This window comes from Microbacterium gawkjiense (assembly GCF_031932225.1).
Classification (GTDB): domain Bacteria; phylum Actinomycetota; class Actinomycetes; order Actinomycetales; family Microbacteriaceae; genus Microbacterium; species Microbacterium gawkjiense.
In genome coordinates, this window is record NZ_JAUZVV010000001.1 from 533,618 (window position 1) to 548,131 (window position 14,514).

At 71.0% G+C, this 14,514-nt stretch carries 17 protein-coding genes; 2 read left to right on the plus strand and 15 right to left on the minus strand.

The window, feature by feature from the left end:
• From kdpA to Q9S71_RS02735, 13 genes are all read right to left on the minus strand, one after another.
• Positions 1-1,674 carry a potassium-transporting ATPase subunit KdpA gene (kdpA, locus tag Q9S71_RS02675; RefSeq protein ID WP_311860361.1) on the minus strand — a complete coding sequence of 558 codons (1,674 nt, stop codon included), beginning with the start codon at positions 1,672-1,674 and terminating at the stop codon, positions 1-3.
• Entirely contained in the window at positions 1,674-1,763 is a 90-nt protein-coding gene (locus tag Q9S71_RS02680; protein ID WP_311860362.1) for a potassium-transporting ATPase subunit F, read from the minus strand. Before Q9S71_RS02680 ends, kdpA begins: the two co-directional genes overlap by 1 nt.
• Positions 1,760-1,906, minus strand: a complete 147-nt coding sequence (locus Q9S71_RS02685) for a hypothetical protein (RefSeq protein WP_311860363.1) — start codon at positions 1,904-1,906, stop codon at positions 1,760-1,762. Before Q9S71_RS02685 ends, Q9S71_RS02680 begins: the two co-directional genes overlap by 4 nt.
• A gap of 133 nt (positions 1,907-2,039) precedes the next feature.
• On the minus strand, positions 2,040-2,681 hold the full coding sequence (locus Q9S71_RS02690) for a ThuA domain-containing protein (RefSeq protein ID WP_311860364.1): 642 nt from the start codon (positions 2,679-2,681) through the stop codon (positions 2,040-2,042).
• Between the two features lie 39 nt (positions 2,682-2,720).
• Positions 2,721-3,644, minus strand: a complete 924-nt coding sequence (locus Q9S71_RS02695) for an SDR family oxidoreductase (protein ID WP_311860365.1) — start codon at positions 3,642-3,644, stop codon at positions 2,721-2,723.
• 107 nt (positions 3,645-3,751) lie between these two features.
• Entirely contained in the window at positions 3,752-4,591 is an 840-nt protein-coding gene (locus Q9S71_RS02700; RefSeq protein ID WP_311860367.1) for a helix-turn-helix transcriptional regulator, read from the minus strand.
• A 90-nt stretch (positions 4,592-4,681) separates the two neighbouring features.
• Entirely contained in the window at positions 4,682-5,281 is a 600-nt protein-coding gene (locus Q9S71_RS02705; protein WP_311860369.1) for a DUF1349 domain-containing protein, read from the minus strand.
• A 21-nt stretch (positions 5,282-5,302) separates the two neighbouring features.
• A complete protein-coding gene (locus Q9S71_RS02710; protein ID WP_311861680.1) occupies positions 5,303-6,280 on the minus strand; it encodes a Gfo/Idh/MocA family protein in 978 nt (325 codons plus the stop codon).
• A complete protein-coding gene (locus Q9S71_RS02715) occupies positions 6,277-6,663 on the minus strand; it encodes a DUF1304 domain-containing protein (protein ID WP_064003793.1) in 387 nt (128 codons plus the stop codon). Before Q9S71_RS02715 ends, Q9S71_RS02710 begins: the two co-directional genes overlap by 4 nt.
• 7 nt (positions 6,664-6,670) lie before the next feature.
• Positions 6,671-7,594, minus strand: coding sequence for a glycoside hydrolase family 68 protein (locus Q9S71_RS02720; protein ID WP_064003792.1), 924 nt, complete (start codon positions 7,592-7,594; stop codon positions 6,671-6,673).
• A 1-nt stretch (position 7,595) separates the two neighbouring features.
• Complete coding sequence (locus Q9S71_RS02725) at positions 7,596-8,420, minus strand: carbohydrate ABC transporter permease (protein WP_064003791.1); 825 nt, start codon at positions 8,418-8,420, stop codon at positions 7,596-7,598.
• Positions 8,417-9,379, minus strand: a complete 963-nt coding sequence (locus tag Q9S71_RS02730; RefSeq protein ID WP_311860372.1) for a carbohydrate ABC transporter permease — start codon at positions 9,377-9,379, stop codon at positions 8,417-8,419. The genes Q9S71_RS02725 and Q9S71_RS02730 overlap by 4 nt, the downstream gene beginning before the upstream one ends.
• 2 nt (positions 9,380-9,381) lie before the next feature.
• Entirely contained in the window at positions 9,382-10,746 is a 1,365-nt protein-coding gene (locus tag Q9S71_RS02735) for an ABC transporter substrate-binding protein (RefSeq protein ID WP_311860374.1), read from the minus strand.
• 238 nt (positions 10,747-10,984) lie between these two features.
• Between Q9S71_RS02735 and Q9S71_RS02740 the strand changes: the two genes are divergently transcribed.
• Positions 10,985-12,016: a LacI family DNA-binding transcriptional regulator gene (locus Q9S71_RS02740; RefSeq protein ID WP_311861682.1), complete on the plus strand. Its 1,032-nt coding sequence runs from the start codon at positions 10,985-10,987 to the stop codon at positions 12,014-12,016.
• A gap of 69 nt (positions 12,017-12,085) precedes the next feature.
• Positions 12,086-13,072: an alpha/beta hydrolase gene (locus Q9S71_RS02745; protein WP_311860376.1), complete on the plus strand. Its 987-nt coding sequence runs from the start codon at positions 12,086-12,088 to the stop codon at positions 13,070-13,072.
• 28 nt (positions 13,073-13,100) lie between these two features.
• Here Q9S71_RS02745 and Q9S71_RS02750 read toward each other — a convergent pair whose 3' ends face one another.
• Both Q9S71_RS02750 and Q9S71_RS02755 read right to left on the minus strand, forming a co-directional pair.
• Positions 13,101-13,697, minus strand: coding sequence for a fasciclin domain-containing protein (locus Q9S71_RS02750; RefSeq protein ID WP_311860377.1), 597 nt, complete (start codon positions 13,695-13,697; stop codon positions 13,101-13,103).
• A gap of 108 nt (positions 13,698-13,805) precedes the next feature.
• Positions 13,806-14,507, minus strand: a complete 702-nt coding sequence (locus Q9S71_RS02755) for a TetR/AcrR family transcriptional regulator C-terminal domain-containing protein (protein WP_311860379.1) — start codon at positions 14,505-14,507, stop codon at positions 13,806-13,808.
• Positions 14,508-14,514 lie beyond the last annotated feature (7 nt).

The following is a 14,514-nucleotide window of genomic DNA, read 5'->3' on the forward strand; positions in this document are numbered from 1 at the left end:
TCAGATCAGTCCTTCTGCCAGGGGACCCAGCGCGAGTACGGGGAAGTAGGTGAGGGCGGTCACGATGACGATCACGCCGATGAGCAGCCCGACGAACAGCGGACGGTGCGTCGGCAGCGTGCCGGCCGTGGCCGGGACCTTGTCCTGCGCGGCGAACGACCCGGCCAGGGCGAGCACCAGCACGATCGGCACGAACCGGCCGAGCAGCATCGCGACACCGAGGGCGGTGTTCAGCCACGGCGTGTTCGCCGTGAGCCCCGCGAAGGCGGACCCGTTGTTGTTCGCGGCCGAGGTGAAGGCGTACAGCACTTCACTGAAGCCGTGGATGCCGGGGTTCCAGATGGACGTCGTCGTGACGTCCTCGCGCACGGCGGGGATCGCGAAGCTGAGCGCCGTGCCGACGAGCACGAGGATCGGGGTCACGAGGATGTAGATGCTCGCGAGCTTGATCTCGCGCGGCCCGATCTTCTTGCCCAGGTACTCGGGGGTGCGGCCGACGAGCAGACCCGCGATGAAGACCGCGAGGACCGCGATGACGAGGATGCCGTAGAGCCCCGAACCCACGCCGCCGGGAGCGAGCTCGCCGAGCATCATGTTGAGCATCGGCATCATGCCGCCCAGCGCCGTGTACGAGTCGTGCATCGAATCGACGGCGCCGGTCGAGGTCAGCGTGCTCGTCGAGCCGAAGATCGTCGATCCGACGATGCCGAAACGCATCTCCTTGCCCTCGAGCGCGGCACCGGCGAGCTCGGGAGCCGTGCCGCGACCGGCCAGCTCGAAGGACGTGAGGGCGAGCGTCGAGCCGACGAAGAGGATTCCCATCGCCGCGAGGATCGCGTAGCCCTGGCGCTTGTCGCCGAGCATCGTGCCGAACGTGCGCGGCAGCGAGAACGGGATGATCAGCATGAGGACGACCTCGAAGAGGTTGGTCCAGCCCGTCGGGTTCTCGAACGGGTGCGCGGAGTTCGCGTTGAAGAACCCGCCGCCGTTGGTGCCGAGGAGCTTGATGGCCTCCTGCGAGGCGACCGGGCCGCCCGGGATGCTCTGGGCGGCACCGGCGACCGTCGTCACCTGCGTGAATCCGGCGACGTTCTGGATGACCCCGCCCGCCAGCAGCACGATCGCCGCGACGATCGACAGCGGCAGGAGGAGGCGCACCGTACCGCGGGTGAGGTCGACCCAGAAGTTGCCGATCGTGCCGCTGCGACGGTACGCGAGACCCCGCACGAGGGCGACGGCGACGGCGAGGCCGACGGCCGCCGACACGAAGTTCTGCACGGCGAGCGCGGCGAACTGCACCGTGTAGCCGAGGGTGAGCTCTGGCGAATACGACTGCCAGTTCGTGTTCGTGACGAACGAGATCGCCGTGTTGAACGAGAGCGCTTCACCGGGGGCGGGCAGGCCCAGCGACCAGGGCAGCCACTGCTGCACCCGCTGGATCACGTAGACCGCGAGCACGCCGACGAGCGAGAAGGCGAGGACGCTGCGCGCGTACGCCTGCCACGTCTGGGCGGATGCCGGGTCGACGCCGATGAGCCGGTACAGCCCGCGCTCGGCGCGGGCGTCCTTCGGCGAGGTGTAGACCCAGGCCAGATAGTCGCCGAGGGGGCGGTACGCGACGGCGAGGATGAGGGCGAGCGTCGCCAGCGTGAGGACAGCGGGCAGCCACCCCATCAGAACTTCTCCGGCTTCGCGAGCGCGACGAAGAGGTAGACCACGGCGGCGACCCCGAGGATCGCGGCGATGACGTCGAACGCGGTCATACCCGATCCACCGCCTTCGCGAAGAGACCGATGATCACGAACAGGACGATGACGCCCAGCACGTAGACGAAGTCGAGCACGAGAGAAGCTCCGTTTCGAGGGACCGCGGGCGCTGGACAGGCCCGCACGCCGGTGTGGCGCATCCCCGATGGAACACCTCGCCGCGCCCCGCTCCCACGGTCCTCACGGAATCCATACGGCCCCGCACGCCATCCTCACGGGATCCTCACGGCGCCCCGCGCGCCGGTGTTCAGCGCGCGGCGGCGGCCCAGGTCTTCAGCGCGTGGCGGCGGCCCAGGTGGCCAGGTCCGCGACGAGCGCGGAGTGCCCGGGCGCGTCGTACGAGCGCGCGTCGTGACCGAGCACGTCCACCGCGACGCGGGAGGGGCCGGCCGTGCGCCGCCACGCCGTCGGCTCGCGGTGACCGGCGTCGCCCCCGTGCCACGCGATGACGTCCCGGTCGCCGGTGGCCTGCAGCGCGCAGTACCGCTCGTCCTCGACGGTGAAGGGCACCCCGTCCCGGGCGTCGACCACGACCCGGCCGAACGGCGGATGGAACGACAGCGTCGGCAGCCAGACCGCCCCGATCGCACCCGCCCAGCGCGGGTAGTCGCGCAGCGAGGCGACCGCGCAGTGCATCGCGAGGACGCCGACCCCGCGGTCGAGTGCCGCATCGAACGCGGCGACGGCCGCGGCATCCACTCCTCGCTCCCCGCCGCGCCACGGATCGCCCGCGTTGACGACGAGGAGGTCGGCGTCCGCGAGCGACGCCATGGCGGCGTCCACGTCCTCGCGGACGGTCACGTCGTGACCGATCCCCTGCAGGATCGCCGCGAGGCGGGCGGAGGTCTCGGCGAAGGGGTGCCACGGGTCGGCGTATCGCTCAGTGCCCGACAGGATCACGGTGCGCACGGTCATGCCCGGAGGCTATCGCCCCACGGAGCCCGAGACGACGGGCTAGACCGCGAAGCGCGGGCCGATCGAGTGCAGCGTCTCGTCCCAGACGCGCGCGGCCTCGGCGTCGTCGCCCAGCGACACCCACAGCGGGATGCGCGCGGGGGGCCCGCCGATGAGTCGCTTCGGGCCGTAGAACTCTCCGCCCGACGCGGTCGGATCGGTCGCCGCACGCACCGCGGGCAGAGCTGCGCTGGCCACCGTACCGGTGACCCCGACTCGCGAGAGGAACCGGATGACCCGACGCGCGACGGTCTCGCGCTCGCGCCCGAGCCCCGGTTGAGCGGCCAGCAGATTGGTGGGCGAGACGCCGGGGTGGGCGAGCGTACTCGTCAGGTTCCAGCCGGCATCCCGACCGCGACGGGCGAGCTCACGGCCGAAGAGTCCGACGGCGATCTTCGACGATCGGTACGCCGCCATCGCGTCATACCCCGCGGGGGTGGTCACGGCGGCGCGGTCGATGTCGCCCGATCGCGCCGCGATGCTCGTCTGTTGCACGACCCTCGCCGCGCCCTCGCGCAGCAGCGGCAGCAGCCCCAGCGTCAGCGCGGCGTGACCGAGGTGGTTGGTGCCCCACTGCAGTTCGAACCCGTCGGAGGTCTCCCGGCGCGACGGCGGGGTCATGACGCCGGCGTTGTTGACGAGGATGTGCACGGGGCGGCCCTCGGCGCGCAGCGTCGCGGTGAGGCCTGCGACGGAGTCGAGCGAGGACAGGTCGAGCGGGCGCGTCGAGACGCGGGCGCCGGAGATCCGCTCGCGGATCCCGCACGCCGCGGCTTCGCCCTTGGCCTCGTTGCGGACGGGGAGGATCAGCTCCGCGCCGGCCCGGGCCAGGAGCGCGGCGATCTCGACGCCGATGCCGTCGCTGGCGCCGGTGACGACGGCGAGACGGCCGGTCATGTCGGGGGTGGTGGGGATGGTCGGCATGCGTGCTCCTGAGCGTGGATGTCTGGCGGTGTGCTCCGATCCTGAGCCGGCTGCGCGCGGCCTGCCAGGGCCGCCCCAGCCGTGGATCGGGGATCCACTCCTCCCGGTCAGGACAGGCGCTGTGTGCCGATGACGCCGAGCAGGCGCAGGCGTTCGGCGCTTTCGCTGCCCGGCACGGCGGTGTACACGAGCAATCGGTGCGACTGCTCGGGGTCGAGGAGCGTCTGGCACGAGAGCTCGAGCATCCCCACCTCGGGATGCCGAAAGCGCTTGAGCGCGGGCGGCGCGAGACCCACCTCCTGCCGCTCCCACAGTTCGGCGAACTCAGCGCTGCGATGACGCAGCTCCCCCGCGATGTCGGCGGCGGCCGACTCCGGGCCTCGCAGCGCGACGATCTCGCGTAGTCCGCTCGCGTACACGCGCGACAGCCGCTCCTGCTCGTCGGCAGGGTAGGCCGCGCGCGCATCCGGCTCGGTGAACCAGCGGAACCCGATGCTGCGGGAGTGCCCGATCCGTTCGGCGGCGGGCCCCAGCAGCGCGACGGCGAGGGGCGTCTGCCGGAGCGTCTCGCCGAGCTCGGTCACGACCTCCGCGGGGGTGTCCTCGAGACGGTCGAGGATGCGGAGCATCCCCGGCCCCACATGCGCACTGGAGGCTCCGCGCGCCGGAGCCGTGTGTCCCGCGAGCCGGAACAGGTGGTCCCGTTCGCCGAGGCTGAGATGCAGACCCTGCGCGATCGCGGCGATCATCTGCTCCGACGGCTGCGGCCCGGTTCCGCGTTCGAGCCGGGCGTAGTAGTCCGTCGACATGTGGGCGAGGGCGGCGACCTCCTCGCGACGGAGCCCCCCGGCCCGACGTCGCGGACCGCGCGTGAGCCCGACGTCCTCCGGTTGGAGCGATTCGCGGCGGTGACGCAGGAAGCTGGCGAGTCCCTCACGGTCGATCATCGGCATCCTCTCGTCCGGCAGCGGTCCCGTCGTTCCTATCGCGGACCGATGCCGCGTGCCACGTCCTGACGATCCACCCCTCGCGGGCGGTCAGTGCAGCGCTGTGTCCGCAGCACCGCGACGCCACGACGCGAAGTCGACGGTCAGCCCGGCACGAGTCGGGGCGCAGACGAACGGGCCCGCCGCGGCATCCAGGTCGGCTGCGAAGGGGATCACGCGGACCAGCCGCAGCGGCTCGTCGTCGGCGCCCGCCCGCACGGTGAGCGCGTTCCCGTCCCGGCTCACGCGCACCGTGATGCGGCGGCCGAGCCACTCCGGCACGGGAGCGAGCGACCAGTCCGACATCCCGTCGGTCACGACGGCGCCCAGCTGCAGGTCGCCGTCCGAGAACTCGACACCGGCCTTCACCCACCGCGTCTCGTCCACCCGGACGAACAGCCCGGCCTGGTCGAACTGGGCCTCGTAGGTCGCGTCGAAGGCGACCTCCATCGCGGTGCCGTCGGGGATCGGCGCGAGCAGCGCGTGCTCGGTGTCGTGGACGAACCCGTAGGAGGTGATCCGCCACGCGTCGCTGCCCTCGACGGCGGTGACGCGCAGCATCCCGTCCTGCTCCACAGCCGCGTGCGGCGGGGTCGTCCAGGTCCCCTCCGACCAGGTGACGGGCTCTTCTGCTCGGGTGACGGCGCTCATCCCGTCAGGCTATCGGGCGCCTCAGCCGAGGCGGAGGCCCGCGGACGCGACGGCGCGGAGGGCGACGTCGAGCACCGCCGCGCTGTGGTCGAGCCGCCGGTCGCGCTCGGCGAGATCGTGCTCGGCGATCATCCGCACGAAGGCCCGGAACTCCGCGGTCATCCGATGCGGGTCGTCGTCGAGGGCGATGCGCTCGCTCGTCCCGTCCCGCAGCTGCAGCTCGACGACGACGATCTCGTTGGGCGGTCCGTCGACGATCATGACGCCCTGCGTCCCCTGGATCTTCGTGCGCGAGGGGCCCGGCGAATCCTTCGCGGCGACGCAGACGGCCGTCAGGTCGGGGTAGCCGAGGACGGCGACACCCGACGTGTCGACACCGCGCTCCATCCGGGGCGTGTAGACGACCGAGTCGGGGGCGCCGACGAGGCCGACGACCAGGTGCAGCGCGTAGATCCCGAGGTCCATGAGGGCGCCGCCGCCGGCCGCCGGGTCGAAGGCGGGCGCGACGTCCCCCGCGCGGAACGCGTCGTACCGCGAGGAGTACTGCGAGTACTCGCACTGCACGAGCCGCAGGTCGCCGAGGCGGCTGAGGTTCCGCCGCATCCACTCGACGTTCGCGAGGTACTGCGTACTGATGGCCTCCACGAGGATCAGCCCGCGCTCCTCGGCGAGCGCGCGGAGCTCGGCGAGGTCCTCGGCACGCAGCACGAACGGCTTCTCGCAGACGACGTTCTTTCCGGCGAGGAGCGCCCGCCGCGCGACGTCGGCGTGCAGCACGTTCGGCACCGCGACCCACACGGTGTCGACGGCAGGGTCGGCGAGACACGCGTCGAGGTCGGTGAAGACGGACGGGATGCCGTGGGTCGCCGCCGTCTGCTCGAGCTTCGCCCTGCTGCGCTCGGTGCCGACGATCGCGGCGAGGGTGACGCCCGGGATCTGCCGGGCGTGGGGCAGGAACTCGGCGACGATCTTGCCGGCGCCGACGACCGCGAGTCTCAGAGCGCCAGTCCGATCGCGAGCAGGACAACACCGAGCAGCGGCGCCGTCAGCTGGATCATCGCGGCGCGCGCCTTGGAGCGATCCGACAGCAGCAGCACGAGACCGGCAGCCACCATCGACCCGGCGCCGACGAAGACGAGGGTCGCGCCGATCGCGGTCGACCCGGTCGCGACGAAGACGATGCCGAGGAAGACGGCGATCGCGAGGAACAGGTTGTAGAAGCCCTGGTTGTAGGCGAACGGCTTCGTGACGTGCACGGTCTCGTCCGTCGTCCCGAAGGTGCGCCGCGCGGCGGCCCCCGTCCAGGCGATCGACTCCAGATAGAAGATGTAGACGTGGATGGCGGCGCCGAGCGCCGCGAACACCAACCCGGCGATGATCATGCCGCCATCATCCCAGACGCACCGCGTCGCGCCAGAGCGACGCGACCTCGATCGGGTCGCTGATGCCGAGAGGGGCGCCCCCGGCATCCCGCGTGAAGGCGAGGAGCGCCGGCGAACCGTCACGACCGCGGACCACCCGACCCGCATAGGCGGGGGCGGCGGCGATCAGCCGGGCGTCGTCGGGGCTCGCGTCGATCGGGACCTGCCCCGTCGGCATCGCCCAGACGCCGTCGACGCCGTCGGAGCGCGTGGCGCAGAATAGTGTGAGGTGCTCCTCCCCCACCTGGACCGTCTGCAGGACCTCGAGGTGGGGGAAGCGCGTCGACACCGCCCCGAGGTGCGGCTGAGCGGTCCAGGTGTCGAGGTCGGGCGACCAGGCGTGGCCGACGACGCCCCCCGAGCGGTCGTCCGCGCCCTTCGCGCGCGCGGTGAGGAGCATGTGCCAGCCGTTGCCCTGCGGATCGCGGAACACCCACGGGTCCCGCCAGGCCTCGTCGGCCCACGAGCTGTCGCCGAGCTTCTCGTACAGCTCCCCCGCCGCTGCCAGGACGAACCCGTCCCGCTTGGTCCACGCAATCAGATCGGGCGACGTGGCCATGAGGACGGATTCGACGTTGCGGGTCGAATCCTCGTCGAGGAACACGGTGCCGGTGTAGAACATGCGCCACAGCCCGTCGTCGCCGCGCACCACGGATCCCGTCCACGTCGCCGTACCGTCGGGGCTGCCCGCCCCTCCCGGACCGAGGACGACCCCGTGGTCGGTCCAGGTGCGCAGGTCCCGGGAGCTCGCGCGCCCGATGCGGGCGTGCCGGTGGCGCCGCTCGGGGTCGCCGAGGCTGCGCGGTGCGCGCAGATGGAACAGGTGGAAGGCGTCGCCGTCGTCGGCGACCCAGAAGTCCCACACCCACTCGGACTCGAGCCGGAAGGTCATCTCAGCCCTTGAGCGAGCCCTGCAGGAGCGCCGAGACGAAGTGCCGCTGGAAGATCAGGAAGATGATCAGGGTCGGCGTGAGGATCAGGAGCGACCCGGCGCACAGCAGCGGGATGTCGGTGCCGTAGCGCCCCTGGAACGCCCCCAGCGCGCCGGCCATCGTCCGCTGCTCCGGGTCGTTGACGAGCACGATCGCCAGCAGGAACTGGTTCCACGTCCACAGGAACAGCAGGATCGCGAGCGAGGAGAGCGCCGGGACGGACAGCGGGATGTGGATGCGCCAGAAGAGCTGCCACGTGGTGGCCCCGTCCATGCGCGCCGCCTCGGAGAGATCGGCGGGCATGGTCACGAAATGCGCCCGCATCCACATCACCGCGAACGGCATGAACAGGCCGATGAGCGGCAGGATGATCGCCCACCGCGTGTTCAGCAGGCCGAGCTCGCGCACCTGGAAGTACAGCGGGGTGATGATGCCCTCGAACGGCAGCGTGAGACCGAGGATGAAGGCGACGAACACGATGCGTCCGCCCCGCGGCTGCAGGTGACCGAGCGCGAAACCGGCGAGGGTCGCCAGCAGGACGGCGACCGGGACGACGGCGATCTCGATGAGGAAGCTTGACTGCAGGAGCGCCCACATGTTCGCCGACTCGAACGCGGTGACGAAGTTGTCCCACCGCGGGGTCTCGGGCCATTCGAGCCCGCGGGGGTAGGTCCCCGGCTCGTGCAGCGCCGTGACGAAGAGGCTGACGAACGGCATCACCGTCACGAGCATCAGGACGATCAGCAGGATGCGGCCGATCCACTTCTCCTGGGGGCGGACGATCACGATTCTTTCCCTCGGAGGATCCGCTGCAGCGGGAGGACGATCAGGAGGACGAGGGCCATGAGCACGAGGGCGAACGCCGACGCGGTGCCGATCTCGCGCTCGTAGAAGGCCAGGTAGAAGATCTGCAGACCGGGGACCAGCGTGCTGTCGCCGGGGCCGCCCTGGGTCGCGATGTAGATGATGTCGAAGCTCGCGAGCGCGGCGATCACGGTGACGGTGATGCAGACCGCGACCTCCTGGCGGACGCCGGGCAGCGTGACGGAGAGGAACTCCCGCACGGGACCGGCCCCGTCGAGGCGCGCGGCTTCGTAGAGGGCGGGGTCGACCTTCGTCATACCGGCGAGGATGAGGACGAGACAGAGCCCCACCTGCACCCACGCTCCGATGACGCCGACCGCGGGGAGCGCGGTCGAGAAGTCGCCGAGCCAGGCCTTCGTGACGCCGCCGAGGCCGATGAGGCCGAGCAACTGGTTCACGAGGCCGTTGGTCGACAGCTGCCAGCTCCACATGATGCCCGCCGCCACCAGCGGGATGACCTGGGGCAGGAACAGCACGGTCCGCGCCACCCCCGCGAGACGGCTGGCCGCGATCGCGCGGATCATGTTGGCCGCAACGAGGGCGATCGCCACCGGGATGAGGCTGAAGTAGATGATCAGCTCGAACGCGTTGAGGATCGCGCCGATCAGCTTCGGGTTGCTGAAGACCTCGACGTAGTTGGCGAAGCCGACCCACGTGGCGGGGCCGATGCCGTTCCACTCGTAGAACGAGTACTGCGCCGACAGCGTGATGGGGCGCAGCACGAAGAAGATGTAGAACGCGGCGGCCGGGAGCACCAGGAGGTAGGCGGCCACGCTCGCGCGGAAGCGCCGCCGTCGGCGGCGCTTCCGGAGTCCGGTGTCGTCGAGCGCTGCTGCGCCGGTGGCGACCACCGGCGCAGCAGCGGCAGGAGCGGAGGTCATGCTCAGCCCTCGACCTGGCTCTCGTAGTCGGCCTGCACCGAGCTGAGCAGTCCCTCGGGGGTCTGCTCGCCGGCGACCAGGCGCTGCAGGTTCGGCGTCCAGCTCTGGGCGTAGATGGCGCCCGTCGCGTTGGCGATGAAGTCCATCGCGCCGTTGGCCTCGCTGAGCTGCGCGCCGGCGGCGAGGGTCGCCGCCGTCGTCGAGTCGGGGTCGACCTCGGGCATGAACGCGTCGGCCGGTCCCATCGGGTGCGAGCCGCCGACCTCGACGCTGATGGTGCGCGCCTTCTCGTCGGTCGCGGTCCAGTTGAGGAAGAAAGCCGCGCAGTCGGGGTGCTCGGCCGTCGCCGCCACACCGAAGGTCAGCGGTGCCGACATCGCTCCGATCTGGCCGCCCTCCTCGCGCGGAGGCATGAGGAAGAAGCCCGCCTTGCCGGGCATCTGGGTGTCGAGGTTGCCCGACTCCCAGTCGCCGTCGAAAATGAACAGCGACTCGCCGCCGATGAAGCGACTCATCATCTGCGCGTAGTCGAACGAGTTCACGTCGTCGGCGAAGTAGCCCGACTCGATCCAGCGTGCGAGGTGCGTCGCGGCTTCGAGGTTCTCAGGGGTGTCGATGGTCGCGCCCGGCTGCTGGAAGATCCAGTCGTTGATGGCGGCCGGGTCGCCGTACGAGGCCATCAGCGCCTGGAGCGGGAACGCGAGTCCACCGGTGGCACCACCGTTGAACTGGGCGATCGGAGTGATGCCGGCATCCTTCGCGGCCTGCAGCGCCGCGTCGAACTCGTCGAGCGTCTTCGGGGCTTCGGTCATCCCGATCTGCGCGGCGAGGTCCTTATTGTAGAACACACCGGTCATCGAATAGTTGAGACCCAGGGCGTAGAGCGGGCCGTTGCCGCGGCGCCCCTCGTCGTCCACCCGCAGCTGCTGCAGCTGCGAGTCGGGCCAGTCGGTCCACCCGAACGCCTCGGCGTACGGGTCGAGGTTCAGCAGCAGGCCGTCGGTGGCGAGCTCGGACATCTGCGGCAGACGCATGAGGTCCGGCGGCGAGTCCTGCAGGACGCGCGGGGCGTTCTGGGTGATGACGGCGAACTGGTCCTCGCGGATGTCGAAGGTGACGTTCGGGAACTGCTTCGTGAACTCCTCGGTGAGGGCCGTCGGCAGCGGGAAGCCGGTTTCGAAGTAGCCGCTGAGGACGACGTCCTCGTCGCCGCACGTCGGTCCCTCCGCACCGAAGTCGGACGTCGAGGAGGCCTGCGGGGCTGCCGTGCCGCCGGGAGGGGCGCACGCCGTCACGCCGAGCGCAACGGTCGTGAACAGGCCGGCCAGGATCAGCGGGCGGAGGGGGTGCTGTGAGGATCGAGACATCGATGTCTCCTTTCGGGGAACCACATCGTTCGGGTGATCGCGGGGAGCGCCTACGTGCTAAATCGCGTTAGCAAGGTCATCTTGCGGCACCGGAGCAGAGGATGTCAATGGGATGCCGAGCCGCGTGATGCAGCTGTGATCCACGGATGCGTCGCGGTCGCCGCCCTCGCGCTCTCCGGCGGCGGGCCGCCCCCGCACTAGGATCGCGGGACAGGAGGAAGCCGTGAGCAAGAACCGCGTGACGCTCGCCGACGTCGCCCGCGCGGCCGGCATGTCGCGGACGACCGCCTCCCTCGTCCTGTCGGGGCGCGGCGACGAGATGCGCATCGCGGAATCCTCGCAGGAGCGCATCCGCCTGGTCGCCGCCGAGCTGGGCTACCGGCCCAACATGATCTCCGCGGGCCTGCGCAGCGGCACGAGCCGCACGATCGGGTTCATCTCCGACACCGTCGCGACCTCGCAGCTCGCCGGCGACATGATCAAGGGCGCGCTCGAGGGCGCGCGCCGCCACGGTCACCTGCTCTTCATCGGCGAGTACGAGGGCGACGAGTCCGAGCGCGGGCGGCTGATCGACGCGATGCTCGATCGTCAGGTCGACGGGGTCATCATGGCGTCGATGTTCACCCGCGAGCGTCGCGTCCCGAAGGCCCTCGCCCACCGCAACGTGGTGCTGCTGAACACCCTCCCCGAGGACCGGTCGGCCGACGTGCCGGCGATCCTCCCGGATGAACTCGACGCCGGCCGGCGGGCCGCCCGACTGCTGCTCGAGCAGGGGCACCGCAGCATCCACCTCATCGGGGCGGGGCCGACACTCGCCGACGTCCCGCGGGACACCGTCGCCGGGCGCGAGCGGCTCGAGGGCATCCTCGACGAGCTGGCGGGGGCAGGGCTCGCCCCGGCGTCGGGCCGCGTGCTCTCGATCTGGCTCCCCGTCGACGGGTGGAAGGCGACCTCGGATCTCATCTCGTCGGGGGTGCGGTCGGGGGCGATCATCGCGTTCAACGACCGTATCGCCTTCGGTGCGTACCAGGCCATCGCCGAGGCGGGCCTGCGTGTGCCGGAAGACTTCTCGATCGTCTCGTTCGACGACCATCAGCTGGCCGGGTGGGTTCACCCCGGCCTCACCACGTTCGCCATCCCGCACTTCGAGCTGGGCCTGCGGTCGGTCGAGGCACTGCTCGACCCCGACGCCGACGCCCCGACGGGCGTGCAGCGGATCCCCCTACCCCTGCGCAACCGGGGGTCGGTGAGCGCGCCGCGGCAGGCGTGACACGCACTTCGGCATCATCCGCTATCCTCCGAGCTAACGCGATTTAGCATCGGAGAAGGGATGCCGGCGGTGCAACGGAGCCCCCACGCAGCGAACCTCGACGGCGACGTCGCGCGGCCCCCGTTCGACCCGGACGTCCGCGCCGCCCTCGACGCCGCTGACGACATCGTGGTCTCGCTCACCCCCGCGGAGATCCTGGCGCTCCGCGCGCGCGCCGTCGTCCCGACCCGCGACGAATACACCCTGGGCGGCCGCTTCGACGCCGAGGAGCACGTCACCCGCAGCGCCGACGGCGCGCCGGTACGGCTCGTGGTCCTGAAACCTCGACCCGGGGGCGACGCGCTCCCGGTGATCTACCACGTCCACGGCGGCGGCATGGTGGTCGGGACGCCCTACGACGTGCTCCCCTCCCTCGGCGAGCCGGCACTCGAGCTCGGCGCGGCGATCGTGTCGGTCGACTACCGCCTCGCGCCCGAGAACCCGTACCCGGCCCCGCTCGACGACGTCTACGCGGGCCTCGTCTGGCTGTTCCAGCACGCGCGGGAGCTGGGCTTCGACCGTGACCGCATCATCCTCGAGGGCGTCAGCGCCGGCGGCGGACTCGCGGCCGGCGCCGCCCTGATGGCCCGGGATCGACGGGGTCCCGCGCTGCTCGGGCAGATGCTCGTCTACCCCATGCTCGATCACCGCAACGACTCGGCATCCGCTCATCAGATGGCGGGTGCGGGCACGTGGGACCGCGCGGCGAACGCCACGGGGTGGGCCGCGTACCTCGGCGGGCTCGCGGGCGACGACGTACCGACCTACGCCTCCCCCGCTCTCGCCGACGATCTCGGCGGGCTGCCCCCGACGTTCATCGAGGTGGGATCGGCCGAGACGTTCCGCGACGAGGACGTCGACTACGCGCGCCGGATCTGGGCGGCCGGCGGCGATGCCGAGCTGCACGTCTGGCCCGGCGGCGCGCACGCCTTCGACGCCCTGGCGCCCGATGCCCCCCTCAGCCGCGACGCCCGCCGCGCGAGACTGCGCTGGTTGCAGCGTCTGCTCTCGCGCTGATGGGCGCCGCGGCGGCGACCGTCGGCGGTCAGGATGCCGGGACGAGCACCCGGTCGATCGAGTGGATGACGCCGTTGGAGGCCTTGATGTTGATCGCGCGGAGCACGAGCTTGGGGTTCTTCAGCTCGGGCGTCTCATCGCGCAGGACGATGCCGCGGGGCTCGATCGTGCCGCCGTTCGCCATGTCGATCGAGCGCGAGAAGAGCACCTTGACCGGGGACAGCTTCTTGCCCGCGACCACGTGGTACAGCAGGATGTCGCTGATCTGATCCGCCGTGAAGGTCGACGTGATCGCCTCGAGGGCGGCCGCCTCGGATGCCGGCGCCGTGCCGGTGAGATCCGTGACGAGGCGCAGGAAGGCCCGATCGTTCGGCGCGAACACGGTGTAGGTCGAGCCCGTGTCGGCGAGGGTGTCGTCGAGCCCGGTCGCGACGAGGGCCTGGACCAGGATGTCGTAGTCGGACGCGTTGCCGTCGGGGGTGCCGCCGCCGGAGGCGTTCACGGCGACGTCGACGATGGTGCCGGCGGGCTTCGTCGCCTGGTGCGCCGACGCGGGCGAGGCGGTGAGCGCCAGCGCGCCCGTGACGACGGCGGCGAGGGCGATCCCGAACTTCTTGTTCATCATGCTGCTCCTTCGATGAGAAGAGTCGCGCCCGGCGGATATGTCGGGCACCACTGTGTATTCCCGTCGAAGGGCCGCCGTGGATGCACCCGGCGACAAGACCTCTGCGCGCTACGGCGACAGCTCGGCTTCGAGCCTGTCGAGGAGGACCTCGAGGGCGGTCTCGAACTCCTCCTTGCTGTGGTCCTCGCTCAGGAGGGGGCGTAGTCGGCGCACCTGCGGTGCGTCGTCGAGGTCGTCCTCGCCCTGGCCCGAGAAGGAGGGCTCCCCCGTCCCGGACGCGGCCCCCGCCCCACCGACGTCGGCACCGCGGACGGCGGCCTCGAGGAGCAGCTGACCGAGCAGGAAGCTGCTGAAGCCGCGGTAGGCACGGACGGCCTGCTCGTCGGAGAACCCGTGCGCCAGCAGGACGCGAAGAAGGATGTCGACGGCCTCGATGCTGCGCAGCGGCGGGCGCAGCCACGGCGCGGCGGGGTGGCGGGTCGCGATCAGGGGGAAGGCGAGCGGATGCGTGATCGCGATCTCGCGCACGGCGTGGGCCACGTTCTGCAGGAACGTCTGCCAATGCTCCTCGGCCTCGCGCTCCATGACCTCGGTGAGCTCCGACGTCAGCAGGTCGACGACGCCTTCGAGGAGGTCCTCTTTGCCGTGGACGTGGCGGTACAGCGACATCGCTTCAACACCCAGGTGATTGCCCAGGGCGCGCATCGACAGTCCCGCGGGACCCGAGCGATCGACGAGATCGAGCGCCGCGTCGACGATCCCTGCGCGACTCAGTCGCGGCGTCATCGCACGATCGGTCTGTCTGCTCATGAGGAGC